General features: G+C 36.0%; 22 protein-coding genes. 16 read left to right on the top strand and 6 right to left on the bottom strand.

Going from position 1 to position 26667, the window contains the following annotated elements; genetic code table 11:
• Positions 1 to 42 precede the first annotated feature (42 nt).
• The 8 genes from WH223_RS04375 to WH223_RS04410 all read left to right on the top strand — a co-directional run bounded on the left by WH223_RS04375 (position 43) and on the right by WH223_RS04410 (position 12795).
• On the top strand, positions 43 to 999 hold the full coding sequence (locus WH223_RS04375) for an alpha/beta hydrolase (protein WP_340046317.1): 957 nt from the start codon (positions 43 to 45) through the stop codon (positions 997 to 999).
• 584 nt (positions 1000 to 1583) lie between these two features.
• Positions 1584 to 2525 carry a hypothetical protein gene (locus tag WH223_RS04380; protein WP_340046318.1) on the top strand — a complete coding sequence of 314 codons (942 nt, stop codon included), beginning with the start codon at positions 1584 to 1586 and terminating at the stop codon, positions 2523 to 2525.
• Between the two features lie 538 nt (positions 2526 to 3063).
• Positions 3064 to 3489: a VOC family protein gene (locus WH223_RS04385; RefSeq protein ID WP_340046319.1), complete on the top strand. Its 426-nt coding sequence runs from the start codon at positions 3064 to 3066 to the stop codon at positions 3487 to 3489.
• Positions 3490 to 4563: 1074 nt separating this feature from the next.
• A complete protein-coding gene (locus WH223_RS04390; protein ID WP_340046320.1) occupies positions 4564 to 6933 on the top strand; it encodes a TonB-dependent receptor in 2370 nt (789 codons plus the stop codon).
• 32 nt (positions 6934 to 6965) lie between these two features.
• A complete protein-coding gene (locus WH223_RS04395) occupies positions 6966 to 8177 on the top strand; it encodes a DUF4374 domain-containing protein (RefSeq protein WP_340046321.1) in 1212 nt (403 codons plus the stop codon).
• Positions 8178 to 8611: 434 nt separating this feature from the next.
• Complete coding sequence (locus tag WH223_RS04400) at positions 8612 to 9940, top strand: amidohydrolase (protein ID WP_340046322.1); 1329 nt, start codon at positions 8612 to 8614, stop codon at positions 9938 to 9940.
• Positions 9941 to 10823: 883 nt separating this feature from the next.
• On the top strand, positions 10824 to 12305 hold the full coding sequence (locus WH223_RS04405; protein WP_340046323.1) for a phage tail sheath family protein: 1482 nt from the start codon (positions 10824 to 10826) through the stop codon (positions 12303 to 12305).
• Between the two features lie 28 nt (positions 12306 to 12333).
• Positions 12334 to 12795, top strand: coding sequence for a phage tail protein (locus WH223_RS04410; RefSeq protein WP_340046324.1), 462 nt, complete (start codon positions 12334 to 12336; stop codon positions 12793 to 12795).
• 205 nt (positions 12796 to 13000) lie between these two features.
• On the opposite strand, the gene WH223_RS04415 is transcribed toward WH223_RS04410, so the two are convergent.
• On the bottom strand, positions 13001 to 13930 hold the full coding sequence (locus tag WH223_RS04415; RefSeq protein WP_340046325.1) for an alpha/beta hydrolase fold domain-containing protein: 930 nt from the start codon (positions 13928 to 13930) through the stop codon (positions 13001 to 13003).
• A 232-nt stretch (positions 13931 to 14162) separates the two neighbouring features.
• On the opposite strand from WH223_RS04415, the gene WH223_RS04420 reads away from it, so the two are divergent.
• The 3 genes from WH223_RS04420 to WH223_RS04430 all read left to right on the top strand — a co-directional run bounded on the left by WH223_RS04420 (position 14163) and on the right by WH223_RS04430 (position 15831).
• A complete protein-coding gene (locus tag WH223_RS04420) occupies positions 14163 to 14657 on the top strand; it encodes a YybH family protein (protein ID WP_340046326.1) in 495 nt (164 codons plus the stop codon).
• Positions 14658 to 14881: 224 nt separating this feature from the next.
• Positions 14882 to 15439 carry a Crp/Fnr family transcriptional regulator gene (locus WH223_RS04425; RefSeq protein ID WP_340046327.1) on the top strand — a complete coding sequence of 186 codons (558 nt, stop codon included), beginning with the start codon at positions 14882 to 14884 and terminating at the stop codon, positions 15437 to 15439.
• A 74-nt stretch (positions 15440 to 15513) separates the two neighbouring features.
• Positions 15514 to 15831 carry a DMT family transporter gene (locus tag WH223_RS04430; RefSeq protein WP_340046328.1) on the top strand — a complete coding sequence of 106 codons (318 nt, stop codon included), beginning with the start codon at positions 15514 to 15516 and terminating at the stop codon, positions 15829 to 15831.
• Positions 15832 to 16020: 189 nt separating this feature from the next.
• Here the strand turns inward: WH223_RS04430 and WH223_RS04435 are convergent, their stop codons facing one another.
• Entirely contained in the window at positions 16021 to 16578 is a 558-nt protein-coding gene (locus WH223_RS04435) for a hypothetical protein (protein WP_340046329.1), read from the bottom strand.
• A gap of 479 nt (positions 16579 to 17057) precedes the next feature.
• Positions 17058 to 17909, bottom strand: coding sequence for an AraC family transcriptional regulator (locus WH223_RS04440; protein ID WP_340046330.1), 852 nt, complete (start codon positions 17907 to 17909; stop codon positions 17058 to 17060).
• 260 nt (positions 17910 to 18169) lie between these two features.
• Between WH223_RS04440 and WH223_RS04445 the strand changes: the two genes are divergently transcribed.
• Positions 18170 to 19150 carry a zinc-dependent alcohol dehydrogenase family protein gene (locus WH223_RS04445; protein ID WP_340046331.1) on the top strand — a complete coding sequence of 327 codons (981 nt, stop codon included), beginning with the start codon at positions 18170 to 18172 and terminating at the stop codon, positions 19148 to 19150.
• 548 nt (positions 19151 to 19698) lie between these two features.
• Here WH223_RS04445 and WH223_RS04450 read toward each other — a convergent pair.
• Entirely contained in the window at positions 19699 to 20175 is a 477-nt protein-coding gene (locus WH223_RS04450) for a hypothetical protein (RefSeq protein ID WP_340046332.1), read from the bottom strand.
• Between the two features lie 199 nt (positions 20176 to 20374).
• Positions 20375 to 20854 carry a hypothetical protein gene (locus WH223_RS04455; protein ID WP_340046333.1) on the bottom strand — a complete coding sequence of 160 codons (480 nt, stop codon included), beginning with the start codon at positions 20852 to 20854 and terminating at the stop codon, positions 20375 to 20377.
• A gap of 165 nt (positions 20855 to 21019) precedes the next feature.
• Between WH223_RS04455 and WH223_RS04460 the strand changes: the two genes are divergently transcribed.
• The 3 genes from WH223_RS04460 to WH223_RS04470 all read left to right on the top strand — a co-directional run bounded on the left by WH223_RS04460 (position 21020) and on the right by WH223_RS04470 (position 24242).
• Positions 21020 to 22981 carry a tetratricopeptide repeat-containing sensor histidine kinase gene (locus tag WH223_RS04460; RefSeq protein WP_340046334.1) on the top strand — a complete coding sequence of 654 codons (1962 nt, stop codon included), beginning with the start codon at positions 21020 to 21022 and terminating at the stop codon, positions 22979 to 22981.
• On the top strand, positions 22974 to 23609 hold the full coding sequence (locus WH223_RS04465; protein ID WP_340046335.1) for a response regulator transcription factor: 636 nt from the start codon (positions 22974 to 22976) through the stop codon (positions 23607 to 23609). Before WH223_RS04460 ends, WH223_RS04465 begins: the two co-directional genes overlap by 8 nt.
• A 279-nt stretch (positions 23610 to 23888) precedes the next feature.
• Positions 23889 to 24242 (top strand): antibiotic biosynthesis monooxygenase family protein, encoded by a 354-nt coding sequence (locus tag WH223_RS04470; RefSeq protein ID WP_340046336.1) that lies wholly within the window; start codon positions 23889 to 23891, stop codon positions 24240 to 24242.
• Positions 24243 to 24316: 74 nt separating this feature from the next.
• Here WH223_RS04470 and WH223_RS04475 read toward each other — a convergent pair whose 3' ends face one another.
• Positions 24317 to 25150, bottom strand: coding sequence for a helix-turn-helix domain-containing protein (locus WH223_RS04475; RefSeq protein ID WP_340046337.1), 834 nt, complete (start codon positions 25148 to 25150; stop codon positions 24317 to 24319).
• A gap of 177 nt (positions 25151 to 25327) precedes the next feature.
• Here WH223_RS04475 and hemL point away from each other — a divergent pair, with 177 nt between their 5' ends.
• The gene (hemL, locus tag WH223_RS04480) at positions 25328 to 26662 is read left to right on the top strand and encodes a glutamate-1-semialdehyde 2,1-aminomutase (protein ID WP_340046338.1); all 1335 of its coding nucleotides are present in this window, start codon (positions 25328 to 25330) and stop codon (positions 26660 to 26662) included.
• Positions 26663 to 26667: the final 5 nt, after the last annotated feature.

Consider the following 26667-nt stretch of genomic DNA (forward strand, 5'->3'; position numbering starts at 1 on the left):
GATGATGTTGATTATAAACAGACATTAGCTATGAATCGGAACATGAGAAAAGCAAAACACTTTATAAAGCTCTCATTTATATATCTTGTAATCAATGTTTTCCAGAAGCAGGCCCTCGCTAGCCAACTTCACTATACGACAGCTCTAGATCTGCCGTATAGTGAGGTGGATGGCAAAGTATTAACGCTAAATGCTTTTTATCCAAGTCAGTCGAAACAACCTGTCCCTGTTATTATTGATATTCATGGCGGTTGGTTTATTGGTGGAGAACCGATGACCACAATTCCTACTTATTTTAAAGAAAAAGAGATTGCTGTTTTTTCCATTCGTTATCGCTTAGGTGAGGAGGGAGGTTTTCCTGAAAACATACGTGACTGTAGAAATGCTGTACGCTACATTCGGAAAAATGCAGCTAGATTTAATATAGATCCCGACCGTATCGGGTGTATGGGCGGTTCGGCTGGAGGCTATCTCAGTTTGATGTTAGCCATGGCTCCTGATGATTTTCAGGATGGAGGACCAACGCCAGGTTTGGAAAATGTAAGTGCTAAAGTAAATAGCTGTTTTAGTTATATCGCTCCTACAGATATGTATCGTTTTTGGTTGCAAGGACCGTCGGATGAAATTCGAAATCCTGATGGCACAATTTCTTTTAGGTCTGTGGATGCGCGAATTGAAAACGATGTAAGGCCGCGCTTTCGGATGTTGTTTCATTACGTTGTCCCCAACAATACGAAAAACATCGCTTGGTACAAGTACCTCAGTCCTATACATCATATTCGAAAAGATATTTGTCCGATTTTAATTTGTGATGGCGATGTTGATCAGATTGTGCCTGGATTGCACGGTAAGCTATTCTACGAAAAAATGAAACAGCAAGGCAATGATATTACCTATTGGATGACTGAAAATGGCGGACATAGCTATCCTTCAGGAGAAGGATTCGACCAGATTTTTCATGCCTTCATCATGCGAACCTTAGGTCTGCACGTAAAGTAAGCTTTTGGCTTAGTTCCGCTGTTGTTTTAGTCGTTGCTATTTAAAAATCTATAATAAAGGATAGCAACTTGGTTATCACAATTCTTGTAAGGAAATAATCTGAGTGGATTTTCGATATTATTCTTACCAAAGATAATTATCTACCTATTCAGTGCTTTGTAAATTTTCGTAAACTAATTCTTAGAGATTTCATAATAACCCATTCTAACACAGGGAATAATAAAAGTACTCTTGCTGTATGGTTATATAGCAAGATTATTGACGATTTTCTTTTTTTAATAAAATAATTTTCTTTTTTTTACAACATAAACCTAACACCCTAATGTATTTGAAAATAAATCTGCTGTTTTTTTAATGACATTAATCTTTGTTATTCAGGATTTTGGATTACAAATAGTTAATGCCCATAAAGCATAGATGCTACACCTTTAGATTGCATAACCAATCAATCTAAATTTATGTTGCATGGATTGGGAATGGTTGTGTAGCGGTTTTCTCGGTGGTCTTTATGTTGCTAATAGGTTTATCAAACAAAGATCTCGATTTACAACTACAGGATAAAAGAAAATTATATAAACCTAAATATGAAAAGAATAACTTATTTCCTATCTGCTGCAGTGCTTATCATTGTAGCATCAGCTTTTGTGGTTTCTAGGACCAGCTTTAAAAATGAAAAAAAAGCAAAGTATAAATGGACAGGTGTCTGGCAATTTACAAGAACTAGTTCGGGTGATGGCATAACGAATCTCGACATCAAGATTGGTAAAAATGTTATTCTCTTTAATGTAAAAGAATACGCCAATGCTATCTTTAATGTCAACAATCAATTCCCAGAATCCAAACCTTGGTCTACACTCGCTGTTGGTAATTTGGAAAGGCTAATTCCCACGGCACAAAATATGAGCGATGAGCAACAAGTGGCTTACTTGAATGAGATGAATCGTTTAGGGGTGGCTGTTTTCATTGAAATTTTTCCTTTTAAAGGCGAAGATGTTAATGTGTTGATAGACCAATGGTTAGCGAAATTTAAGCACTATCCTAACGTTATCGGTTTGGGTGTGGAGTTAGAGTATTACGGTAAGGCAACTGATGATTTAGCTAAAGCATGGGATACGGCTATTAAAAAACACAATCCAAAATATAGACTATTTTTGAGACATTACGATCCTGAATACATGCCACAAACGTATAGAGGAAAAGGAGATTTAATCTTTGTAGACCATGCTTCTGAGGGTGATATTAAAGATCTGAACCAAGGTTTTGCAAACTGGGCCAATCGTTTCGCACCAACGGCTTGTGCTTTTCATATAGGCTATCCAGCAGATGAAGACGATATGCAAGGAAATAATGCCACCGGTTGGTGGAAATTGTCAAATCCCATTAAAGAATGGGGAGATGGTATACTTCCCTTGATAAAGGACGCAAATCAAGAGTTAGGTTTGATTTGGATTACCACAAAATCAGGTAAGACTTACAATGCGTCTTGGGATTTAACGAAAGGAGCAACCCTTCCAAAAGGCAAATAAGAACAACTCACATACAACACTCGAACGTGAATAAAAAAGATAGCTCGAATGTTGTTCCTGTAGTTTCATAAAAATCTTCAACTTTTGTTGAGGATTTTTATGAAACTCGGCTGTTAAGCTTTTACGTGATTTTGTGGACCGGAGCACTCATCGATATATAAGGAAAATGAAAACCTCCCTTACAGATTTATGATGTTTTAAGGCTTTGTAATTGACGTTTTATACTGATTTTAAGTATAGATGATTAGTCTTAAGGCGTTTCACAATTTAGGTCTATCCAAAAACAATAATAGGGCATATAATTGTTCGATTTCAGTCTGTCCATGCGTAGAGATAATCAGTAATAGATGACTTTTTTATTTCAGCATTAGCTGATTTTTATGTTTTCTAAGGTCAGAAAAGGAGAAAAAGAACGTCGCTTGATTAAGGATATATTTTGTCTTATTGTCTCTTGAAGGACTCTTATTTTTTACTAAATTTAGTATTGACTTTTGAAATACAATGGTGTCTTGATTTTAACCTTTAAAAAATACAAACTTTGGCAACACTAAACCCATACATATACTTCAATGGAAATTGCGAAGAGGCTTTCAATTTTTATAAATCAGTATTTCAAAAGGAGTTTGCATACCTTGGGTACTATAGGGATGTCCCCCAATCAGACAGAGAGGTCTTCAGCGAGACAGACGACAAGGTAATGCACGTTTCTTTACCAATTAGTAAGGAAACAGTATTAATGGGGGCTGACAATAAAGAAGCTTATACCGAATTGTTGACTTACACCAACTTCTCGCTTATCGTTCATGCAGACACAAAAGAAGAAGCAGACAAATTATTTAATGGGCTTTCAGAGAAAGGACAAATAAAAGTGCCAATGAATATGACATTTTGGGGTTCCTATTATGGTATCTGTATGGACAAATTTGGGATTATCTGGAAGATAACAATCGAATCAGAAAAGTAAACCAATTTAGGGAGTGGGATAACCGTTTAAAGGATAAATTAAATGTGTCGGAAGAATTCTCAGTAAAAGAGATAGGTAATGAAAATTACCGTCCAGACTACTGTGCAGACTTTCTAGCCGAACGAATGGAAACGTAATTGGAATGATGTAGTCATTTCCTGCAGGCTACTGAAAAGACCTAGAAAATATTTCCCCTTGGTTGCAAAAATGAAAAATGTATTCGTTCCCAATGGAATTTGAATTGGTACATTAAGTCTTGTTATTGTTGTGCCTGAATGGTTTCTCAAGCCAAAATAGCCTGACGAAAGAACAGCGAGTTTATACGATACTAAAGAGAAGAAAAACAAAGCATAATATAATTCGTGTTTTACTACCTATAGCTCATCCTAAATTTATTTGCTACTTAATATTTTAATAAAAAGACTCCCTATATGCATGATTTTGTGAAAAATTAAAATTTTATATCATGCAAAACAGTAATAGCGGATATAATTGTTTGATTTTAGCCTTTCTGTACGCATAAAAAGCCACCATTAGGTGGCTTTTTATGCGTATATCGCTATTTTTAATATTTTTTTCTGGTGCTTATTGTTGATCAGGAAGTTATGTCTCGCAATAACAAATACTTTCTATAGGCATAAAGTATTATCTCTTCCTTTTAAAAAAAAGAGATTATTGTTGCGTAATAAAGATTTTAATCTATATTTGCTTTTGTTTTTAATCAGTCTAAATAAAAACAAATAAAAGATGTCATGCAAAGACAGCAATCTTTGCATGACAAAAACTACTATCAGCAGCAACTGATAATAGCCGACATAGAATATATGTCAATCCTGACACTTGTGGGTGTGGAATAGGTGCAATATAAGAAAAAATGGGTAACAATAAATTGGATAATTTGCTGTTTACCTCGTTTTTTGTGGGTACACGTAAGATGAATTCCTAATCATCTTAAAATGAATGATGTTGCCGACATGTTCTATGTCGACGTTTCATAAGTGTACACCTATTTTCATTTTTCCTCCCTTCAACATGTCTTTCGCTGGCAAGCAGACTTTATTAATAAAATAATATATGAAAATTATGAAATGTTGGACAATAATATTTTGTGCTTTCTATAGCCAATTTGTTGTCGCTCAGTTGAAAACAACTGAAATAAAAGGGGTGGTAACTTCTCGGGAAAATATTCCTTTGGAAGGCGTTAGTATCTCTATTGGGGGGATTAAAGTCAGTTCAGACAAATATGGAGCCTATAAAATTTCTGGACAGTTCCAGCAGGAGGCAGAGCTGACAGCAAATAGAATTGGGTACCTACCTTACAAAACCAGCGTCAAAATAATAGCACCAAACCAACTATTAAATATACAGCTAAACCCTAAAGAGCATACTATAGAACAAGTACAGGTAACCGGATTGACTAAAGCTCAAGAGGTAAATAGGCAAGCCTATAATGTAACTGCTATCGATGCTACAAAACTACACAATGCATCGATGGATGTTGGACAGGTGTTGAATAGAATAACGGGGGTGAAACTTAGAGAATCTGGAGGAATGGGTTCCCAGATGACATTATATGTCAATGGCTATAGCGGCAATCAATTGAAAATGTTTTTAGATGGTCTTCCTATTGACAATTATGGATCTACTTTTCAACTAAATAATATTGCTATTAATTATGTTTCTCAGGTAGAAGTCTATAAAGGGGTGGTGCCTGTTTGGTTAGGCGGAGATGCCTTGGGAGGGGCTGTAAACCTTGTTAAGAATATAAATAAAGGTGATTTCTTAGATGTTTCCTACTCCTATGGATCGTTTAACACGCATCGTGCAACCGTTAATATGGGACATATAAACAAGAATGGATTTACAGTAGAGTTGAATGCCTATCAAAACTACTCTGATAATAATTATAAAGTTTTTGTGGATTTAGTGCCTGACCCGAGTTCAGGTGTTACCGTTCCCGGTTATGCAACCCGTTTTCATGATACCTACAAAAATAAAATGCTCAATTTTAATATTGGAGTTAGTAATAAAAAATGGGCTGATCAGTTTCTTGTTGGTGTTAATTTAGGAGATAATTATGCTGATATCCAAACTGGAAACCGGATGGAAGAGGTTTTCGGTGCACGATTTAGAGACGGAAATATTATACAACCCACCTTATCTTTTAGAAAGAATAACCTCGGTGTTGAGGGGCTTGACGTAAATCTAAAAGGTAGTTTCAACTTCGGAAAGGAGAGGAGTGTTGATACCGTATATAGAAGATTCTTTTGGTCAGGAGAAAGTATACCAAGAGGTAAGAAAGACTGGGAGCCAGGTGGTGAAAGAACTAAAGAGTTGTATGAGTATAGAAATAACAATGGTAATCTAGCCGCAACCGTTAAGTATACTTTATCCGAAAATCAGATACTTAATTTCAACAATACTTTTACTACTGCGAATAGAAAAGGGGAAAACAAATTACAGCCTGATAATGATTTTTACAAACAACCTAAATTCACACAGAAAAATATTACTGGACTAGGCTATGGAGCAAAACTAGGTGATCATTGGAATTTTAATGTCTTCGGGAAATATTACTATCAATACGTGAAAGCTTATACTGTCTACAATAATGTATATAGCAGTAATGATCATAAAAGGAGTCTTTTTGGGTATGGAGTGGCTAATTCCTATGATTTTTCTGAAAGATCTCAAATTAAACTATCATTCGAGAAAACATACCGTGTACCTGAATTAAATGAATTGTTTGGTGATGTCATCAACCTTGAAGCTAACCCGGATCTTAAGCCAGAAAGTTCATACAATTTGAATCTTGGTTTTAACAAGCATTTTTTAATTAATGATAAAAATGAAATCTATGTAAACACAGGTGCTGTGTATAGGTATGCCAAAGATTTTATTCGCTTTGTTCTTTCGAGTGTGCAATTTGATGGAACTATTAGGCAGACAGCTCAAAATCAAAGAGACATTAGCAACCTTGGATTTGATACAGAGCTGAAATATGTATATGATAAAAAATTATCGATTACAGGGGCCGTTACTTACCAGAATCTGCGTAACCGCACAAAGTATGAGACAAGCTCAACTGATATTAGTATTTTTTATAAAGACCGCATACCCAATATCCCCTATTTATTTGGTAACGCAGATGTGTCTTATTTCTTAGAAAATGTTTTTACTAAAGGAGGACGTTTGTCTGCTACTTATAACCTCCAATACGTTCATGATTATTTTTTAAGATGGCCTTCTGCTGGTAGCAGTAATAAAGATGTTATTCCTCAACAAATATCACATGATTTCAATATTACATACTCATTCGCTAGTGGAAAGTATAATATCGGAATAGATGGAAGAAATCTAGCGGATGCTCTTTTGTATGATAACTATATGTTGCAAAAACCTAGTAGAAATTTTAGTGTAAAACTTAGATATAATATCAAATAATTTTTAAATATATGAATAGAAAAATAAGTTCTATGGCTCTCGTTCTGGGAATTTTAGCCATGTTTATCTCCTCTTGCTCGAAAGATAGCACCCCCGATAACTCAAATACAGGTGGTGACACTGGTAAATCAAAGTACGTATTTGTTGTAACATCTGACGGTACTTCTGGCGAATCTGCAAAATATATTATTACATCGGATGACTTAACAAAAGGTGAATTATCGATTAAAAAAAATGGCGTTGAAACGAATGCCTATTCTTTTGTAACGCAGAATAATACGCTATTCGGTATTACATACGCTACGTCAGGGCCAACACAGGCTTTTAGATTAAATACTGAAGGAGAATTGGTAAAACATAGTAATGTCGTAAATACTGAATTTACAGGGGCTTATACGCCAATTGATTCCAAGTATTATGTTGGTGTTTCAATATCCGGCGGTCTAGCAACACCACAAGCTACTTTATACAAGTTTGATGCAGAGAATATCAAAGTCGATAGTAGAAAAGTATTTAGCACAAAAATGATTGGTAATGACGAAATCGCCAATTACAATGGTATTATGGAGGTCGGTAAAAAACTATACATGCCGTTATTATCAACTCCTGGTGTGAGTGGGCAAGTCACAAAATATATTGATAGCGCTTGGATTGCTGTATTTGATAAAGCTACCCTAGAATATCAAAAAGTAATACGTACAGATAAAATTGGCCCTATTGGAAGTTGGTTTAGCATGCAAGGTGTACAACAAATAAGTACGGGTGATGTTTATGCATGGTCAACCTCTTCAAGCAATTCTGCCCATGTAGCAAAGAATAAATCAGGTATTATTAAAATCAATTCAACTACGGACGAAGTGGACACAAAGTACTTTTTTGATGTAGAAACAAAGACAGGACATAAAATAGCTAGGGGCTCCTATTTGAAAGATGGTAAGTTTTTAATGACTCTTTACCAAACAAGCGCTATAGGTGGTATTACAGGAGGTGTTGTAAATCTGGCAATAGTTGATGTTATCAATCAGACGGTGAAAGATGTCGCCGGCGTTCCAAATCACGCGCAGATGCCTTATGACAACAAAGTACTTGTCGAAAACAATGGTAAGACAGCTTATTATGTAATGAAAAATGATGCCGGTAATCACTATGTATATACCATTGATGTAGATAATGCTACAGCTACACAAGGGGTGAGGTTTGTCGGAATTAAGGATGTCTCCGCCATTTCAAAACTTAAATTCTAATGGGTTAGGCTTGCTTACGTAATTGAAAACAGACCGCTAAATTTCCTATGGATAAATATATCCATAATCGATGCGGACAGATACCAATTTTTATTCAAGTAACAGGCAAACGAATTTTAGAAGATTTTTTGCGACTTATTCGGAATGATAGAAATGCGAAGTTTTAACTTCGCATTTTTTATGAGTTGTACTCTACTAAATGTTTACCAAGCTATTTTGATTTTTTTTGCTGATTACCTGCATGATTTCACACTAAGTCATTCCTAAATGAAGTTTATGATTACATTACCTGGGTAAGGTGCTGAAGAATAGGGTTTAATCTTTGTTTTCTGGTTGAGGAAATAAAATATTCAGAGAGGATTTAAATTAACAAACTGATAATTTTATTTAACTAGTAAAATTATTATATTTATTAATTATTAAACTTATTTTTTATGAAAAAATCTTTGTTATCTCTATTTCTTTTGGGTTTGACACAAGTCTCTTTTAGCCAGGTTAATAAAGAGCTTGTCGATAAGGCTGTGGCAAAAGATAATGCTAAGTTCGTTGAAATTTTTAAAGACATTCATGAAAATCCGGAATTGGGGTTCATGGAATTTCGAACGGCTGGCATTATGGCTAAAGAATTAAAATCTTATGGCTATAAAGTAATAGAAGGCATTGCAAAAACAGGTGTTGCTGGAGTTATTGAAAATGGCAAAGGGCCTATCGTGATGTATCGTGCTGACATGGATTGTAACGCTGTGAAGGAGACAACAGGACTACCTTACGCGAGTAAAAAAGTGGTAAAGCTAGAAGGAGGTACAGAGACTCCCGTTATGCACGCTTGTGGTCACGATGCACACGTAACGTGGTTGTTGGCAGTAGCTAAGTTTTTTGCCGAGAATAAAAATTTGTGGAAGGGTACGGTGATTTTTGTTGGTCAGCCTGCCGAAGAGCCTATAACAGGAGCTGAAGCAATGGTGAATGACGGTTTATATACGAAGCATGGTATACCTGAACCTGATTATTTATTCGGGATACACACCGCTCCAATAGGAGTGGGAATTGTGGCTGCTGCATCGGGTGTGCGTATGGCAGGAACAGACCAGTTTGACGTTACCTTTTACGGAGTCGGAGGCCATGGTTCAACACCAAACCTTTCGAAAGATCCTATTTTAATGGCTGCTTCTGCTATTATGAGCTATCAGTCTATTGTAAGTCGTGGTATTGATCCAAAGAACTCAGCTGTAATCACTGTTGGCTCTGTGCAGGCAGGAAGTGACAATAATGTAATTCCTGAAACGGCTCTTTTGAAAGTTAATCTTCGTTGGTTTACCGAGAAAGATCGTCAAACGATGATTGAAGGAATCAAAAGAATTAATGAGGGTATCGCATATTCGTATGATTTGCCTAAGGAAAAATATCCGACCATCAATTTTAAAGGATGGGCGCACCCTTTAGACAATGAACAAAAGTTGACAAAAGTAGTAAGAGAGTCATTAAAAGGTTTGGTAACGGATCCTCGTTTCTTACTTGATGAAACCATATTACCATCCATTATGGGGTCGGAGGATTTTCATCATTTAATTATTCACAATGAGAAAAAGGATTATTGCTACATAAATGTTGGAATTGCAGAGCCTAAGCGATTTGCAGAATCTTTTAAAGAGGGGAAAGTACCTTTTAATGCGCATAATGGTGATTTCGAAATAGACTTATCCGCAATTCCATTCGGTTCAAAAGTAGGAATTACCTCTATGTTGGCAATTTTTAATCAATAAGCTACGTGAATCCTGAATCGGAGTTAATAATTTAGGCTTAACCTTTCCATAGGTTTAGATTTTCTATATCCAAGAATAGGTTGACCTATATATTTACTTACAACAATCCTTACTTGAGCACTCAAGTAAGGATTGTTTGTTTAGATTGTTCTGTAGCGTCTTTGTAATGTGATGAGCTTGGGAACTACTGCTAAAAGAGCCTTTGAAGTATCTAGTCTACTAAAGACTTCCCATTTTTCTAAGAAGTCAAAATACTTTTTTTTGTAAAACTTCATAAAGCACGACATGTTTTTAGCGCTTAAAATCATTCCTATTCTTAAGGAATATAAATTAAGGTAGGGCTATTCGCTTTTCATAAAAAAACTACAATTTTAGTCCATCCAAAAGCAGTAATAATGGATGTTATTGTTCGATTTTGTCCTTTTCACAAACACAAAAAAAACAGCTAAATACAGCTACTATTTTTTGTGTTTGTAATTTGAAATAATCATGAAAATCCTAATATTTAATAGTTTTCTAGAAACTGGAGACGCATCAAAGGGCAGTTTTATTAGCAGATACTGCTTTTGATTATGAGGCTGACCACGCTAGGGCTTACAATGATGATAGCGAGGTATATTTACTACAAAATATGGAGTAGCGCAAATACAGTAAACCTATCTAGATATCCCCAGATTTAGTATAGAATTAAGAAATAGGATAATAAAACAAATGAAATTATTTTTTATCTGTTTTTAATTGGACGATAATAGGATGTGTATATATTGAAAAGCGTTATTATTGTGTTAATATAACGTTTTATTTATTATATTCGACAGATAATCAATTGTATAAGTTTCCGTACGGCCAAATAGAATAACATTAATAAACATATATGTGTGCAATGAAAACCCCTGGAGTTTATGTAAAAGAACAAAGCGCTTCTCCCAATTTGGTAGTGGAGGCTGCGACAGCTGTTCCTGCGTTTATTGGCTATACGCAGATCGCTAAAATCGGGGATATGTCATTATTAAATAAACCGGTTAAAGTGAACTCCCTTACCGAGTTTAATCATTATTTTGGATATGCCCCATCACCTAAATTTGAGTTGAAGGAAGGGGATGCTCAAGATTTTACTATCTCCTTAGAAGGGGTTGATAACGAGGTGGTATACTGTGTGTTGAAAAGAAAAGATCGTTATAGTCTTTATTATAATCTGAGATTATTTTTTGCAAACGGTGGCGGATACTGTTATATAGTTTCAGTAGGTAACTATGACGATGAGTTATCTAAAGACCAATTTATAAGCGGAATAGATACGTTGTTGGAGGAGCAAGAGCCGACGATGGTTCTCGTACCTGAAGCCGTTAACTTGGAAAATAAGCAAGATTGTTTTGATATACAAACAGCTGTTTTAAAGCATTGTGGTATGATCATGCGTAATCGATTTGCGATTCTAGATATTTATAATGGGTATAAAGATATAAAGGACGAAGATGTTGTTTCAGAATTCAGAGAAGCAATAGGTACTGAGTTTTTAGGCTTTGGTGCGACATATTATCCTTGGTTGTCGACTTCTATCGTTTCTGATGAAGAGATAGATTTCTGTAATATCGACAAGGAAAGTTGGGGAAGGCTGAAGGAATTGTTAAATGCCGGATATCCACATCTTAGCCAATATATTAATGGAATAGATGAAACTAAATATGGAAAACTCGAATTTAATGAGATCAATACAATAAATAAGGTATTGCGCAATCATAGTAAGTTCTATGCTGATATCTTATCAGCGATAAAGTTGCAACTTAATTTATTGCCTCCTGGTGCGGCTATGGCAGGTATTTATACATTGGTAGATAATGCAAAGGAGGTATGGAAAGCACCCGCAAACATAGGGCTTTCAAATGTGATAGGTCCAGTTGTTAATATTTCTCATGCTGCACAAGAAGATTTAAATGTGCCAATTAATGGTAAGGCAGTGAATCCAATTCGTTATTTCGTTGGAGAAGGTGTAAAAGTTTGGGGTGCAAGAACATTAGATGGTAATTCGTTAGATTGGAGGTACATAAATGTTCGTCGTACAATGATTATGTTAGAAGAGTCTATAAAGAATGCTATAAAAACTTATGTTTTTGATGCTAATAATGCTAATACTTGGGGAAGTGTTCGGAGCATGATTAATAATTTTTTAAATAGTATATGGATGAGAGGCGGATTAACAGGAGCCGCTCCGCACGATGCCTTTAGCGTTCATATTGGATTAGGAGAAACAATGACAGCAGAAGATATTTTGGATGGTATTATGCGAGTTAGCGTTTTGGTCGCACTAGTGAGGCCAGCCGAATTTATAGAGATTACTTTCCAACAGCAAATGCAAAAAAGCTAATTATTAATTTATAAAGAACTAAAAAGTTATGGCTGGAGAAGCACAAGATAACCGTTGGCCCTCACCAAAGTTTTATTTTCAAGTAAAATTAGGTGATACTACAGAGGTCGCCTTTCAAGAGGTCTCAGGATTAGAAACAGAAGCGCAAATTATTGAATATCGACATGGCAATAGTCCAGCGTTTTCGACAATTAAAATGCCCGGAAGTAAGAAAGTGGGAACTGTTACTTTGAAGAAAGGCGTTTTTGCAAAAGGTAAGGCATTCTGGGATTGGTTTAATCAGATAAAGATGAATACTATCGAGCGCAAAACATTAACAATCAGTTTGCTTGATGAGTCAGGCACTCCGACAATGGTATGGACACTTAAGAATGCTTGGCCTACAAAAATAACTGGTACAGATATGAAATCTGACGGAAATGAAGTTGCTGTTGAGACTATTGAAGTAGCACATGAAGGCTTAATGATTGAAAATAGTTCATTAAATTAACCAGAAAATAAAGAGAATGAAGATTTTTAATTGGGACCTACAACTGGCTTTTACTTTGACCTAAAAATTCAAGGAGGTGATTTTGCCCTCAAAGAAGTTTCGAGACTATAATCCGAATTAAAGAATTAGGCTATTATCGAAGAAGTCAGTACTGATTATGTATATGTAGTTTCCAATCAAAGGATTAAGAGATTAGATATCTCTTTTATAGTGATTTTCGAATGAAATCTGTCGCTCTTTCAAGCGCCCTTTGACTTGTTGCAAGCTTTTCATAATCATTTTGAAATACATGGTACATAGCTTCCCAAATTTCTAAATTCACTTTTACGCGATGTTCAGCGGCAGCGTATGCGAAATTTACAGCATCATCCAATAAATACTCATTTGTTCCCACCTGAATTAATAGCGGAGGAAGGCTTTCCATTTTACCAAATAGAGGTGAAACTTGCGGATTTTTAGGGTTTGCGTTATTTATATAATGCTTAGCAGATGTTTCAAGTGCGGCACGGCTGATTAAAAGATCTTTTATTGTACTATCTTTCCAAGAATCTCCCGAGAAAGTAAGGTCCGTCCACGGAGAGAAAACTACGCCAGCAACAGGTTTTATCGTGCTAAGGGTCGTTTGTTGCAATGTTGTCAACGCTAATCCACCTCCTGCCGAATCTCCCATGATAATAATTTTTTCAAAACCTTCATCAATGAGCCATTGATAGGCTAAGATTGCTGATTCTGGTGCTGCCGGAAAAGGTGCTTGCTCGGAAAGGGGGTATTCTAAAAGGAAAACGGGGACTTGCGTTAATTCAGCGATTTTTGTACCCATGCCTCTAAAAGCTTTTGCTGACCCCATAATGTAAGCACCACCATGAATGTATAAGATAACTGACTTTTGTTTAGCTTCTTTTGGTGTGCACCAATATCCGTTTACATTATCGCTCGCCACCATGGTCGTTTCTACGGTTGCCGATAGCGGTGCTTGCGCAATAAAGGCATCATAGGATGCTATAGCTGTTCCTTGGTATTGTCCAAAGAATGCTAAGATGTCACCTAGTACGTTTTCTGCTTTTATTTTTTCTTGTTTATTGATCTCGAAATATTGAACGTTTAAGTTTGGAATATCTTGCTGCTGTTTTTTCATTTTAAAAGTTCTAAATTATAAAACAAAGGTACGCGGTTGTGTTGACAGCTATATGTCAGTATATTTTTTTAGTTGGGACTCATGTCGTATGAAAATTTCTAGTATTATGTCGTGCCTCTAAAATTTAAATACAAGTGTCAGCATAATATTATTGATAAAAAGCCGAAAATTAAAGGCTGTAAGCAGCGATTTGTTTTTTCTGTGCTGGATTAAGTAATATTCTTCCATACATTTGCGACGTAATCATAAGGTACATGTTATGAAAGAGGAAATTGAAGATGTTAGTATTAGTCAGCTGATTCTTGAAAAAGAAGCAATGGCGAATGAACGTTTCAAACAAGGTGACTACATGGGCTTTTTGGAACTTCATCGTGATGATGTCACTTATGTAAATCCCATGACTCCAGGGATTCTTAGTGGTAAAATTAATATAAGACGTTATTTTGAAAAGTCTTTTCCTTTAATTACTATCGAGAAGTCTACATGGACAAATGTAAACCTCGTGATTAATGAAGAGAAAAACTTGGTTATACTAACATATAATCAGCAAAATTACATACGTAGTAAAGTTGATGGAACACTCTATAAGGTTCCTCTTTGGAATTGTACAAATATTTATCGACTAACCGATGGAGAATGGAAAATTGCACATAATACTTGGTCAATTGCGCAAGATCCTGCATTGATTTTAGGCTTACAAGAGTTGTTTGCCAAATTAGGCTACTAGCCTTTTTACCAATATCAGTAGTTCTGAGAACTGTTAAGTCTATATAGAAGGACGAAAGCTCTAGTGATGTTATACCTTGTTTATTCCGTATTCTTATTAAAAATGGGTGTTTAACAGGTTATGCTATTTTGACTTAAACTAAGGTTCCTATTTTTTGTTAAGATATAGTATCTTGTATTGCGCTGAAAATTAAATTTATCAATAACCCATAATTTTCTAAAAGAATGAATCCTTTGATTGAACAGCTAAAGAAGTATGGTTACCTAAGTGAAAAGTTGCAGGAGGAAATTGCCAAAAGAACCCAGTTTTTCTCTAAAAACAAATATGAACATTTGCTTAGGGAAGGGCAGATTATGTCTAGTTACTTTGTAATCAGTAAAGGAATCATACGTTCGTATTTTCATGCTAATGGGAAGGAAGTTAACAGCTGGTTTGGCGAAGAAAATGAAATCTTCTGTTCTGTTTTACCGCTCTATAAAAGACGACCATCCTTCGAAAACATACAGTTTCTGGAAGATTCTGAATTATATATACTTTCGGTGGAAGATTTAGATGCTATCTACCAGCAGTTCCCCGAGTTTAATCTTATAGGTCGATTGTTAGCCGAGGAAGTATGTATCATTATGGAGGAGCGTATTACTTCCCTACATACCGAATTCGCGATTGAGCGTTATCATTCTTTAATCAAAAAGCAGCCCAAATTATTAAATCGGATTAATCTTGGACATATTGCCTCTTATCTAGGCATTACAGCCGAAACGTTGAGCCGAATTAGGCGGTAGCGCATATTTTGATGTACATCAAAAAAACGCCTTGATACCGATCTTATCTTTGAACCAAATAAAAAAGATAGGATATGAACTGGATTGCATTAATTATTGCTGGAATTTTTGAGATTGGTTGGCCTGTAGGTCTGAAGATGGCTCAGCAGGCTACTACTGGAAAGGTTAGCTGGGCACTGTTTGGTATTGCATCGATGGCTGTAAGTGGGGCGCTGCTCTTTTATGCGCAGAAGACCATTCCTATTGGTACCGCCTATGCGATATGGACAGGAATTGGAGCACTAGGAACCCTTATTGTAGGCGTTATTTTCTTTAATGATTCTGCAAGTATATTTAGATTACTATCTGCAGGACTTATTGTCGCAGGAATCATTGGGTTGAAAATATTCTAATTAAAGAAGTTTGCCCTTAACTATATCTCTCATGAATGCTTGAGGCAAGTGTCCCCTTGGATAACTAGCCTCAAGCATTTTTAATATAAATGCTTGAGTTGACTCTTCTGTAAAAATAATTTACAGATGGTTGGACAGAATTTTACAATTTAAACTTTTCAAGATTTAGTTATTTCCTACTTGTCTCATCTAAAATGCCGTATTTAAATCATAAAAAACTGGTCTTTTAATCTCGTCTGGTATATTTAAAAGATTGGGCCTTCCTCCTCCATGATTATTTGTTCTTTCTATGATAAAATTTAAACTACAATAGCCAAGTTTGGCTAATATAGCTTCATAGTATCGTTGAAATGGGAGCTTTCTACCTTGATACCTATCCATAGGATAGTTTAAGTCTTCTTGAAGAGTTAGCCAAAATAATAAATTCTTACATTCAGAACTAAAAAAAGTGTTTTGAGAGTTTAGTCCATTTAAAAAAAGGCATTCAAAACCATTAATTATATTTAATGCATTTTCTGGCGTAGTGTTTTTATATATAGAGTTTACTATATCAGCATGGCTATAGGCTACAAGATTTTCTTCTCCCTCTATTTTAAGAAGTACTTTGTAATCGCCATTTTTTTTATAGCCAGGAGTTTCTATTCTAATGTTTCCTATACTTAAATTGGTTTTAATATTTCCTATATCGGAAGCTTTATGCAATTCAAATAAGCTTTTAATAAAAACTAAACCCTCATTATATGTCATACCAAAATCGTTTTATAATAAACTACACTGATTAATGTTTTATAAGATGTGCTTACACATTATAGTTCCTGTCGACTATATTATCTTTTAATCTTGTAAAATATACGTATACCATTTTACAAATTTTCTAAAATATAGCTATTTAATAACTACATTCCTTCGTTCCTTCCATTTTTTAGCTTAATTTTTATTATCCCACCAGGAGTTTCGCTGTCATCATCGTGACAGGGTTTGCCTACGCAAGTAACGTGACGGATATGAATAATCCAGTAGAAACAGTTTTAATAAATATCCAATATGCAGATTTCAATTTTTCATAGAATGTGTCTTTGCCGAATCTCAGGAGGAGATTATAAAAGCCGCGACCATTGAGATTATTGAAATCCTGTATGAGTTCATACTGCTGCACCAAACTAGTCGGAAAAGTAAATTGTAAAGATGTGTTTTGCCTCTAGTTAACAATCAGGTGTTAAAGGTTTTTATTGGTTTTTGACTTTGCCCGTTGTGCGATAAGCCATCAAGCTCATATTTTTATTCTTTTTGAAGAATTTATTCAAATGGCTTTTGTCCGTAAAGCCAAATTCATCTGCAATTTCTTTTATCCGCATATTACTATGCAAAAGCCTGTTTTCAATCAACTTCAATTTGTAATTTGATATATATTGTTGTAATGATTCTCCTGTGTGTTTTTTGAAATAACGACCTAGGTATGAAGTTGATATGCCAAAGCAGTTACTAATTGTTTCTGCTTTTAATTGTTCCGGATAATAAATGTTAGCTTGGATGTGCTGAAGAATACGAATCACTTTTTCTTCACTACTTTGATTTATAGGTTCAGGAAATACCGAGGATATGTTTCTGGCGATATAAATTAACAATGTGTTAACCAGTTGTGCTAAAAGGTGATGATGATATAGGTCTTGGTGAAGATGTTCTTGAATAAGCATATCCATTAGCTGTTTTACAGCATGGTTATCATTTTCATTTTTTATGATGCTTCCAGGCTCGTGCTTTGCATTTTTTAAGATTACCTCAAGCTGCTGTATCAAGTCCTGGTCTTTCTTAGATGATTGTACAAAAACATTATTAAAACGGACAAAGAAGAATTGTGATGTTGTCTCGATTCTAAAAATATGAGAATCATTGGGCGCAACAAGAAATAAATTACCGGGTTGGTAATCAATACTTGCATCATTAATACATTGTTTACCTGTGCCTGAAACAATATAAATCAATTCAAAGAAGGTATGCGTATGCTGCCCTCTCGGACAAACATCCATATACTCTTTAAGTACTAATTCAAAAGGCTCTCGCAAGTGATCTTTAATCATGCGTAAATATACCCTGAAAAGGTGTATAAAAACATTTTTTTAAATGTTGATTGTAGCCTTTAGCTTAAATTTTAAAATGTATATGCATGTGAAGGATTTGGAATGATTGGCTTTAATAAAGGAAAGTCATGGAGAAAGTTGGCTATCTGTGAAATATTTTACAGTTGTAATATTACCCCATAATGGTGTATTATTACAACTGTAATGGTTAAACGATGCTGAAATTTGTTGTATGAATTAATCTTAAAAAAAGACGTAGAATGAAAGCACTTGTTTTGAAAGCATTTAATGCTCCTTATGAATTAATCGAAGTAGAAAAACCCATAGCAGAGAAAGGCCAGGTATTGGTAAAGGTAAAAGCCAGTGGTGTAAACCCTTTAGATTTGAAAATTATGCGTGAACAGGCAGCGCATGCTCAGATTAAATTGCCCGCAATTTTAGGTGTGGACCTTGCTGGTGTGGTGGAGGCTATTGGTGTTGGTGTATCGCAATTTAAGGTGGGCGATGAGGTATATGGAATGGTAGGAGGCGTGTCTGATTTACAAGGTTCACTAGCTGAATATGTTGCTGTGGATGAGGATTTGCTAGCTTTAAAACCTTTAAACCTCACGTTTCGCGAAGCGGCAACTATTCCTTTGGTATTTATCACCGCATGGGAAGCCTTAGTCGAGAAAGCAAATGTGCAGTCTGGAAAAACCGTTCTCATACACGGTGGTGCAGGAGGGGTGGGGCATATGGCCGTACAAATTGCTTTGGCTAAAGGAGCATTGGTTTATACAACCGTTGAGCCTGGTAGAGATCAGTTGATAGCGCAGTATGGTGCTATCGCCATTGATTATAAAAGCCTTTCTGCCGAGGCTTACATAGAAGCGTATAGCAATGGAGAAGGTTTTGATATCGTGTTGGATACTGTGGGGGGCAGTGTTTTGGATGACTCATTTAAAGCATCAAGAAGAGATACTGGGCATGTGGTAAGCATTCTTGGATGGGGCACGCATAGTCTTGCACCTTTATCCTTTCGGGGAGCGACCTATTCTGGCGTATTCACTTTGTACCCTTTGTTATCCGGCAATAACAAAGCTCATCATGGAAGAGTTTTACAGCAAGCTAAACAGCTTGTAGAAGCGGGAAAACTAAAGACATGGGTTGATTCAGAATTATATAGTTTCACCTCCACAGATCGTGCATACGAAGCAATTGATATGCGTAAGAATAATGGAAAGGTGGTCATCGATATTTAATAGACTTCTTTGAACTGTTTATAATCTTTGGCAAGTGCAATAAGTTCATTTTGTAATTCTAAACCTAAGCTTAGATTAATCCACTCATGAAGTTTGTCTTGTACTTTTTGAAAGTAAAATTCTTAATGCTTAGAAAATTCGGTGTTTTTAGTAGATTTTCAATTTTTTCTGAATTGATAATGCTCCTTCTGGTTTCGTTATTCAATTTTATATAAAAATTATAGACTCTACGTTGAATTATAGACGTTTAATCACTAATAGTCGATGTAATTTTTAGTTTTGTTTCGTTCTTCCTTCTAAAGCTACCCGTAGTAAACCTTTGTGGTTATTTAAATTTTTGAAATAAGACGTATTACATCCAAAAGTTGGGCTAGAAAAAAATGGGAGGGGAGCTGAATGGCTCAATGCTATAGGTTAAATTTAATTTTGGGACACACTATGTTGTATGTCCCAAAATTATACTACGCAGTATAGTAGGCAGCGTATCATTTACTTTTGTGCGTCTAACTTTGAAACCTTTCAATTTAATAGTGGAAGACGCTACTATTTTACTTCGATGTATTACAATCTTCTCTTTTGTAAATTATTGTGAAGTCAGCTGATTGATCTGTCTGTAGTCTTTGATTTTTCTCGTTATAGATAAAAGGTTTCTGCTCTAAGTGTTCAGGTGATACCTTAAATGCTATATTAACCGTGTCTTGCACACCTTCTTGCATATAGGTCCATAGGGCATTAACGACATTGTTATTTATCGTTCCTTTTATGGAACCTTTTTTTGAATCTTTTTCAAATGGAATCCAATTCATTTCTCCTACTACTTGATTACTTGTGATGGTAAACACTAATCTAGTCGTATCACGATTTTCACTAGAAATAAAACAATAGCGTTGGTTGTCAGTCATGGTAATCTCCTTGGCAGACTCCGTCGTACTATCTTTTTCGATAGGCGTGTTTTTTGAAGCGCGCTCTTGCGTACAAGAAGCTAAAGCTAAAATGCAAACGATTGTGTAATTTCCTAACATCATAATTAAATACTAACAAAGCTAGTACCAAAAAATGAATATTTTAGAGAAGTTTATCAAAAAAAATATTTCTGCCGACGAGAATCTTTAAAAGTGTTATGGAGAGGTATGTTCTTTTATGGAATGGGGATAAAATAATACCCCTCTCTATTTTAACGTTAAAACAGAGAGGGGTATCGTGCTCCAAAGCAATCCTTAATATTTAAAAAGAATAGCGTTTTGTAAAGTCGGTGCCATCACCCGATAAAGTTACATTCTCATCAACTACTACTTTTCCACCTTTTTCAATTTTCAAACTTATTGGTAATGGTGCACCAGCGTTGATAATCTGAATACCACCAGAGAATGCCATTATAGGTTCTGTTGATTCGATAACATAGGTTTTTTTGCCTGGACCAAAGTTGTTTTTATTTAAGCTTATTGCCGATTCACCAGTTTTAACGACTCCATCTACTTTCCAAACATCTGTTTTTCCTGTTCCTGTTCCACCAGCTATTGCTACGGATACAAAGTCCCGTGCAGGATCTACGTCGGTAAGCGATACTGTTATTTTATAGTTGTTCTTATCCGGCGTGATTTCCTCGTTTTTATCATCACTTTTGCTACATCCTACGGTAAAAATTCCTAAGGTCATAGCAGCTACAACAGTAAAGAAAATGGTCTTTAGTTTAAAATTTTTCATGCTTTTAGTTTTTGAGATTGTTTTACCTACAAATATCCGTAGCTTGCTTTTTTGGCACAATCATTGAAAACAAGGATTCTTTTTCTACGGGTTTACCCGTATATTTTAATCTTTATACACCGTATTCTCTTTTATCCAGGTATTTGTGCTTTAATTTGTTGCTATATGTGTAAGAACCTTTATATATGTTTACTATTTCTCTTTTGTGGTGTGCAGGCCTATGCGCAGCAAATACTGCCGCTAGATGAAAAAGCCTACTTAAGTGGGATTAACCAGCAGATACAAACCGCTAAAAATGAAAAGCTACGTTTGGAAAATTATCTCTTGCTATCTGAGTTTTATGCCGCTACAGATAGTGTGCGGAGTAAAGAAGCTTTAGATAAGGTGCTTGCTTCACCACAAAACAAGCAGTTCAATAGAGGCGTGCTAGATTATTATCAAGGAGTATATTATAGTAATCGAGGAAAGAAAGGAAAAGCAAAGGAATACTTTGGCTCAGCTGTAAAAGAACTTGCGGAAGATAGTGCCAATAAGGAACTATATATCAAAAGCTGGTATAACTATGGCTATGTACAAGTAGAAGAAAAAGGCTATCAATTTTTAATAAAAACCTTAACAGAGCAATGTATACCATTGAGTGAAAGCAGTAAGGACGAGTTGATGTTGGCCTATTCGTATACCCAGATGGGACTAACTTTTATGTCCGTCGGAGATACCGATAAGGCTCAAAAATATCATTTTAAATCTCTAGATATTTTAGATAAGCTACCTCAGGAGGGAACTATCCATTTGATAACCTATTGCAATCTGGTGAGTAATTATTGTTACAAGGCAAAAGGTGATTCTGCAAAAATATACCTTGATAAAGCTGCCGCATTGCTGCGTCCTTATCCTGATTCGCGTCAATTTCCAAATTATTTTTATCAGCAGGCTATGTATTACACCACAAAGCAGGTGTATCCTGCGGCGTTGGAGGCATTACGAAAAGGCATAGATGCTGCAGGTCTCCATGGGCAGACTTTACTGAAGCAAATGATGTATTTCCGGATGTATAATGTATACCTAATGCAGAAGGATTATGCTGCGGCAAAAGCCGTTTTGGAACAAATCTTAGCAGATAAAATTCTTGGTGAAGAAGCAAATAACCGAAAGATAACCTTTACGCAGCTGGCCGCAGTAAATGAAGTAATGGGGGATTATAAGGAGGCTTATCAATGGATGAAAAAAGCAAGCGCTTTAAGTGATAGCTTGCAGCAGAAGAAGCTAGTAGAGAAAATGCACGAATTGGAGGTAGTACACGATACCCATCAGAAGGAGCAAACCATTGATCAGTTGGTAAGGGAGAAAAAGGTAGAAGCTCAGCTAACTAAAGAAAGGAATATGCGTATGCTATTTTTAGTGGTAGCTTTGATTTTAACGGTCATAATTGCAGGATTGATCTGGTTAAATTATCGAAATCAACAGCGCTTAAACAAGCAGATCCGTAATAGCCATCAGCAGGAGCTACAGCATTTAGAAAATGAAAAACTGTATGCGGCATCTAAAGCAGTGCTACTCGGGGAGGAGCAGGAACGGCAGCGTATTGCACAAGATCTTCACGACAGTATGGGCGGCATGTTAGCCAATATACGCCTATCTATTTCGTCTTTAAAAATGGATGATAATCAACTGTTGCTCCAGAAAATTGATAAATCTATTTCGGAGATGCGCCGTATATCCCGAAATTTAATGCCGGAGACGCTAAAGAACCTCGGGCTAGAAATCGCGCTTAAAGAACTTTGCGAGTCTATGAGTAATACGCATTTTGTAGTTCAATTTGAAGCTTTTAATTTGAAGGCTGATATTCCTTTTCCTATACAGCTGTCTTTATACCGCATTACACAGGAGGGGTTGAGTAATGTTATTAAATATGCGCAGGCAACCAATGTTATTGTTCAGATTAGTCAGCACGAACAGTTTTTGAGCCTTACCATTGAAGATAATGGTATAGGTTTCAACCCTCAGGAGGTTGTTTATGGCTTAGGAATTCGTAACATAGAAAATAGAGTCCAGCTTATTGCGGGTTCGCTAGAGGTTATCTCTCAAAAAGGACAAGGTACCACGTTAAATATAGGATGCAATGTTTGATAACGAGAAAATAACATTAGCGATAGTCGATGATCATCCGATGATTTTGGAGGGTTTAAAGTCTTTGTTTCAGGCGGAGGGGAGTCGCTATCAGCTTTTCTGCTTTACCAAAGGGGAGGCTATGCTGGATTTTATTCAGGAGAATAGGGTGGATGTCGTCTTATTGGATATTGTTTTAAATGATGGTAGTGGGCTCGATTTCTGTAAGGCTATAAAGCAAAAGTCTATCCATACGCATGTATTAGGAATTAGTAACCAAGAGGAAAGAAGTATTATATTCCGTTTTTTGGAAAACGGGGGGAGTGGATATATTCTTAAAAATGCAGATGCTATGGAGATTGTTTCCTGTGTGGAAAAAGCGCTAGTTGGAGAGCTTGCATTGAGTAAAAAGGTGTCAGAGATTATGTTGAGTCCCGTATTTGCACCAGTGGAGCTGCCTAGGTTGACCAAAAGAGAAAAGCAGGTGCTGGAAGCAATCTCGAATGGGATGACCTCGGCAGAAATTGCGGAACAGTTGTTTATCTCGGTGATAACGGTCGAAACACATCGGCGCAATCTGCTACAGAAGTTTAAGGCTAAGAATATGTTTGAATTGATTAAGATTGCGACCACCAATAAATTGATTTAGCCGCTATAGCTATTGGTTTTATTGCTACGGCAAATAACAAATCCCCATTTAAATATAAATGGGGATTTGTTATTTGATGAAAAAAATGAGAAGAGATCTGTGCTGGACTATTTCCCTTTACAGAAACTGGACTAGCCAAATCTTTTTATCAAATCATATTTTTGCCTAAATAACCGAAATAAGTCAGTTTAGGCATGGGTTGTTAAGTCAGCTTTTTTAGTAGAAGAAAAAGTGTTAAATTGATTAAAGTGTAGTTTGTTGGATTTATTTTGATAAAAGATGATAGCCGTAATATTTGAAGTTATTCCCAAAGAGGAAGAGAAAGATGAATACCTTAATATAGCCAAAATGCTCTTCGTAGAGCTGGAGAAATTCGACGGATTTATTTCTATAGAACGATTTCAAAGTTTAAGCAATCCGCATAAGCTATTATCTCTTTCATTTTGGCGTGATGAACAGAGTCTAATGCAGTGGCGTAATTATGCTATGCATAGGGAAGCGCAGCAAGCCGGTCGAAGTACAATATTTGACCATTATCGCCTACGTGTTGCATCGGTAGTCAGAGATTACGGTATGGACCAAAGAGGTGAAGCCCCGGCAGATAATATATTTCCCACGCATACAACACAATAATTTGCAGGTTTAATTTCCACGGACTTGGCGCTGAAATTAGCGGTATTAGCATTTTAAGGAGCCAAGTTAATAAGTTACCTACGCTTTTGATTATTTTTAAAGTCGCGAACGCTTACACCGCTATTATTTTTAAAATACCGATTTAAATGGCTTATATCGGTGAATCCAAACTCCTCTGCCAGCTCGCGCATGCGCTTGTCTCCAAATAAAAGGCGATGTTTAATGAGTTTAATTCTGTAGGAAGCAATGTATTCTTTGAAACTTGTCCCACAATTAATCTTGAAATAGTTGCTGAAATAGTTTGTCGAAATCCCAAAAATGGAACATATCAGTTTAGCTTTAAGTAAGTCGGGATTGTGTATGTTGGATTCGATGTAAGAAAGGATACCTTCAATTTTGTTGTCTACTTGTTCCGAAAAATATTGTGGCTTGTTAATCGAAAGGTTTCTTGCTGCTATAACGATAAGTGTATTGGTAAAATGGAGGTTAACATCATGGGAATATAATTCATTGGCCTGCACATTCATTAACATGGCTTTTGTGATATTGCCAACAAGCTCCCTATCCGATTCTATCTGTAAAAAAATGCCCGATGTCTGAGATGCTAGGGAAAGTAGGTTTTCAATTTTAGGAATAGTTTTCCATCGATATCCTGTAAGGAATTTTAGATGAAACTGAATAACTAGAAATTCGGATTCTTTTTTTATTTGGAAATCAAAACCATCATTAGGGGTAATTAATACTAAGGTACCTTTTTGGTAATTGATTGTATTATCGAAGGATGTATAAGTTCCATTGCCTTTTATAACATATAAGAAACGGAAATAATATTTTTCCTTTTTAAGCTTAAGTTCATTCGATTTGAGATAGAATACTTCTACAGACTGAAATTCACTATTATTTATCATGTAATAAATATACTTATTTTCATATTATTTGTACCTAAAAATAAGTGTTGATTTAGAATATCTTTGCCGCAGTAAAAGTTGATTGTTAATTGGTTTTTTTGTGTAGCACATTGATTATCAGTCGTGGGTTTTGTGTTTGGGTTAGAAATGGAAGTAATGTTTTTGAAAAGAATAAGTATGAAAGGAATTATAGTGCGTGAGCGGCTTAATCGTGAAAAATCAGAAGAACTTTTTGAGAAAGCCAAAGGTCTTTTTCCAGGAGGAGTGAACTCGCCTGTCAGAGCCTTCAAAGCGGTAGATGGATGTCCTTTATTTATAGCTTGTGGCGATAAAGCCTATTTATGGGATGAGGATGGCAACAAATTTATTGATTTCTGCTGTTCATGGGGACCTCTAATTTTAGGCCATAATAATAGAGGAATACGCTTAGCTGTAGCTGCTCAGTTAGGCAAAGGATTAAGCTATGGTGCTCCAACAGTATTGGAGAATACACTTGCCGAACTTATAATAAACAATGTAGAGCATATAGAGAAACTACGTTTCGTTAGTTCAGGAACGGAAGCTTTAATGTCGGCTATTAGGCTGGCACGAGCGTATACAGGTAGAGACAAAATTGTGAAATTTGAAGGCTGTTATCATGGACATTCCGATTCGCTACTTGTCAAAGCTGGATCTGGATTAGTCACCTTGGGAAAAACTTCGTCGGCTGGAGTGCCTGATTCTTTTGCGCAGCAGACGATCGTGATTGGATTGGGGGATAGCGCTGCGATAGAATACGTTTTTAGTCAGTTTGCAGACCAGATAGCGGCAGTGATAATTGAAGGTATACCGGCAAACAATGGTCTTTTAATTCAAGAGAAGGGGTATATTAAATTTCTTCGGGAAATTACAGAACAGCATAAAGCTATGCTCATTTTTGATGAGGTAATAACAGGATTTAGGTTGGGTATTGGTGGTGCAGCAGCATATTACGGCGTGAGGCCTGATATTGTAACTTTTGGAAAAATAATCGGAGGAGGGATGCCTGTTGGTGCGTATGGAGGATCTAAAGCGTTAATGTCTATGATATCGCCAGATGGCCCTGTATACCAAGCTGGGACATTATCGGGCAATCCTGTAGCCATGTCTGCTGGAATCGCGGCTTTAAAGCAATTGCTCAAACCTATGTTTTATGAGAAATTAGAACGTAAAACACGTGGTATGGTGACGGCCGTCCAGCAGCATATAACTCAGCAAGGATATGAAGTCGTATTGTTTTCGATAGGTTCTATGTTTTGGTTTTCATTTTCAACGCAGGAGGTAATGCGTAAAGCTGAGGATATAGATCCGTCATCGATGCATAGGCATAAGTTGATGCATAAAATACTTCTTCGCTGCGGTGTGTATTTTGGTCCTTCAGGCTATGAAGTTGGCTTTGTTTCTAGTGCACATACAGCTGCAGATTTGAGGTATACGGTAGAAGTGATTAAGTATGCACTCGGTCAGGTTTTTCAAGAAGATATAGTTCAGTAAAGTAT

This window comes from Sphingobacterium sp. MYb382, from assembly GCF_037572665.1.
Classification (GTDB): domain Bacteria; phylum Bacteroidota; class Bacteroidia; order Sphingobacteriales; family Sphingobacteriaceae; genus Sphingobacterium.

Coding starts and splice junctions, on each gene's coding strand:
- WH223_RS04375 (WP_340046317.1), top strand. CDS start 43: ATGAGAAAAGCAAAACACTTTATAAAGCTCTCATTTATATATCTTGTA.
- WH223_RS04380 (WP_340046318.1), top strand. CDS start 1,584: ATGAAAAGAATAACTTATTTCCTATCTGCTGCAGTGCTTATCATTGTA.
- WH223_RS04390 (WP_340046320.1), top strand. CDS start 4,564: ATGAAAATTATGAAATGTTGGACAATAATATTTTGTGCTTTCTATAGC.
- WH223_RS04395 (WP_340046321.1), top strand. CDS start 6,966: ATGGCTCTCGTTCTGGGAATTTTAGCCATGTTTATCTCCTCTTGCTCG.
- WH223_RS04400 (WP_340046322.1), top strand. CDS start 8,612: ATGAAAAAATCTTTGTTATCTCTATTTCTTTTGGGTTTGACACAAGTC.
- WH223_RS04405 (WP_340046323.1), top strand. CDS start 10,824: ATGAAAACCCCTGGAGTTTATGTAAAAGAACAAAGCGCTTCTCCCAAT.
- WH223_RS04410 (WP_340046324.1), top strand. CDS start 12,334: ATGGCTGGAGAAGCACAAGATAACCGTTGGCCCTCACCAAAGTTTTAT.
- WH223_RS04415 (WP_340046325.1), bottom strand. CDS start 13,930: ATGAAAAAACAGCAGCAAGATATTCCAAACTTAAACGTTCAATATTTC.
- WH223_RS04425 (WP_340046327.1), top strand. CDS start 14,882: ATGAATCCTTTGATTGAACAGCTAAAGAAGTATGGTTACCTAAGTGAA.
- WH223_RS04430 (WP_340046328.1), top strand. CDS start 15,514: ATGAACTGGATTGCATTAATTATTGCTGGAATTTTTGAGATTGGTTGG.
- WH223_RS04435 (WP_340046329.1), bottom strand. CDS start 16,578: ATGACATATAATGAGGGTTTAGTTTTTATTAAAAGCTTATTTGAATTG.
- WH223_RS04440 (WP_340046330.1), bottom strand. CDS start 17,909: ATGATTAAAGATCACTTGCGAGAGCCTTTTGAATTAGTACTTAAAGAG.
- WH223_RS04445 (WP_340046331.1), top strand. CDS start 18,170: ATGAAAGCACTTGTTTTGAAAGCATTTAATGCTCCTTATGAATTAATC.
- WH223_RS04450 (WP_340046332.1), bottom strand. CDS start 20,175: ATGATGTTAGGAAATTACACAATCGTTTGCATTTTAGCTTTAGCTTCT.
- WH223_RS04455 (WP_340046333.1), bottom strand. CDS start 20,854: ATGAAAAATTTTAAACTAAAGACCATTTTCTTTACTGTTGTAGCTGCT.
- WH223_RS04460 (WP_340046334.1), top strand. CDS start 21,020: ATGTGTAAGAACCTTTATATATGTTTACTATTTCTCTTTTGTGGTGTG.
- WH223_RS04465 (WP_340046335.1), top strand. CDS start 22,974: ATGTTTGATAACGAGAAAATAACATTAGCGATAGTCGATGATCATCCG.
- WH223_RS04470 (WP_340046336.1), top strand. CDS start 23,889: ATGATAGCCGTAATATTTGAAGTTATTCCCAAAGAGGAAGAGAAAGAT.
- WH223_RS04475 (WP_340046337.1), bottom strand. CDS start 25,150: ATGATAAATAATAGTGAATTTCAGTCTGTAGAAGTATTCTATCTCAAA.
- hemL (WP_340046338.1), top strand. CDS start 25,328: ATGAAAGGAATTATAGTGCGTGAGCGGCTTAATCGTGAAAAATCAGAA.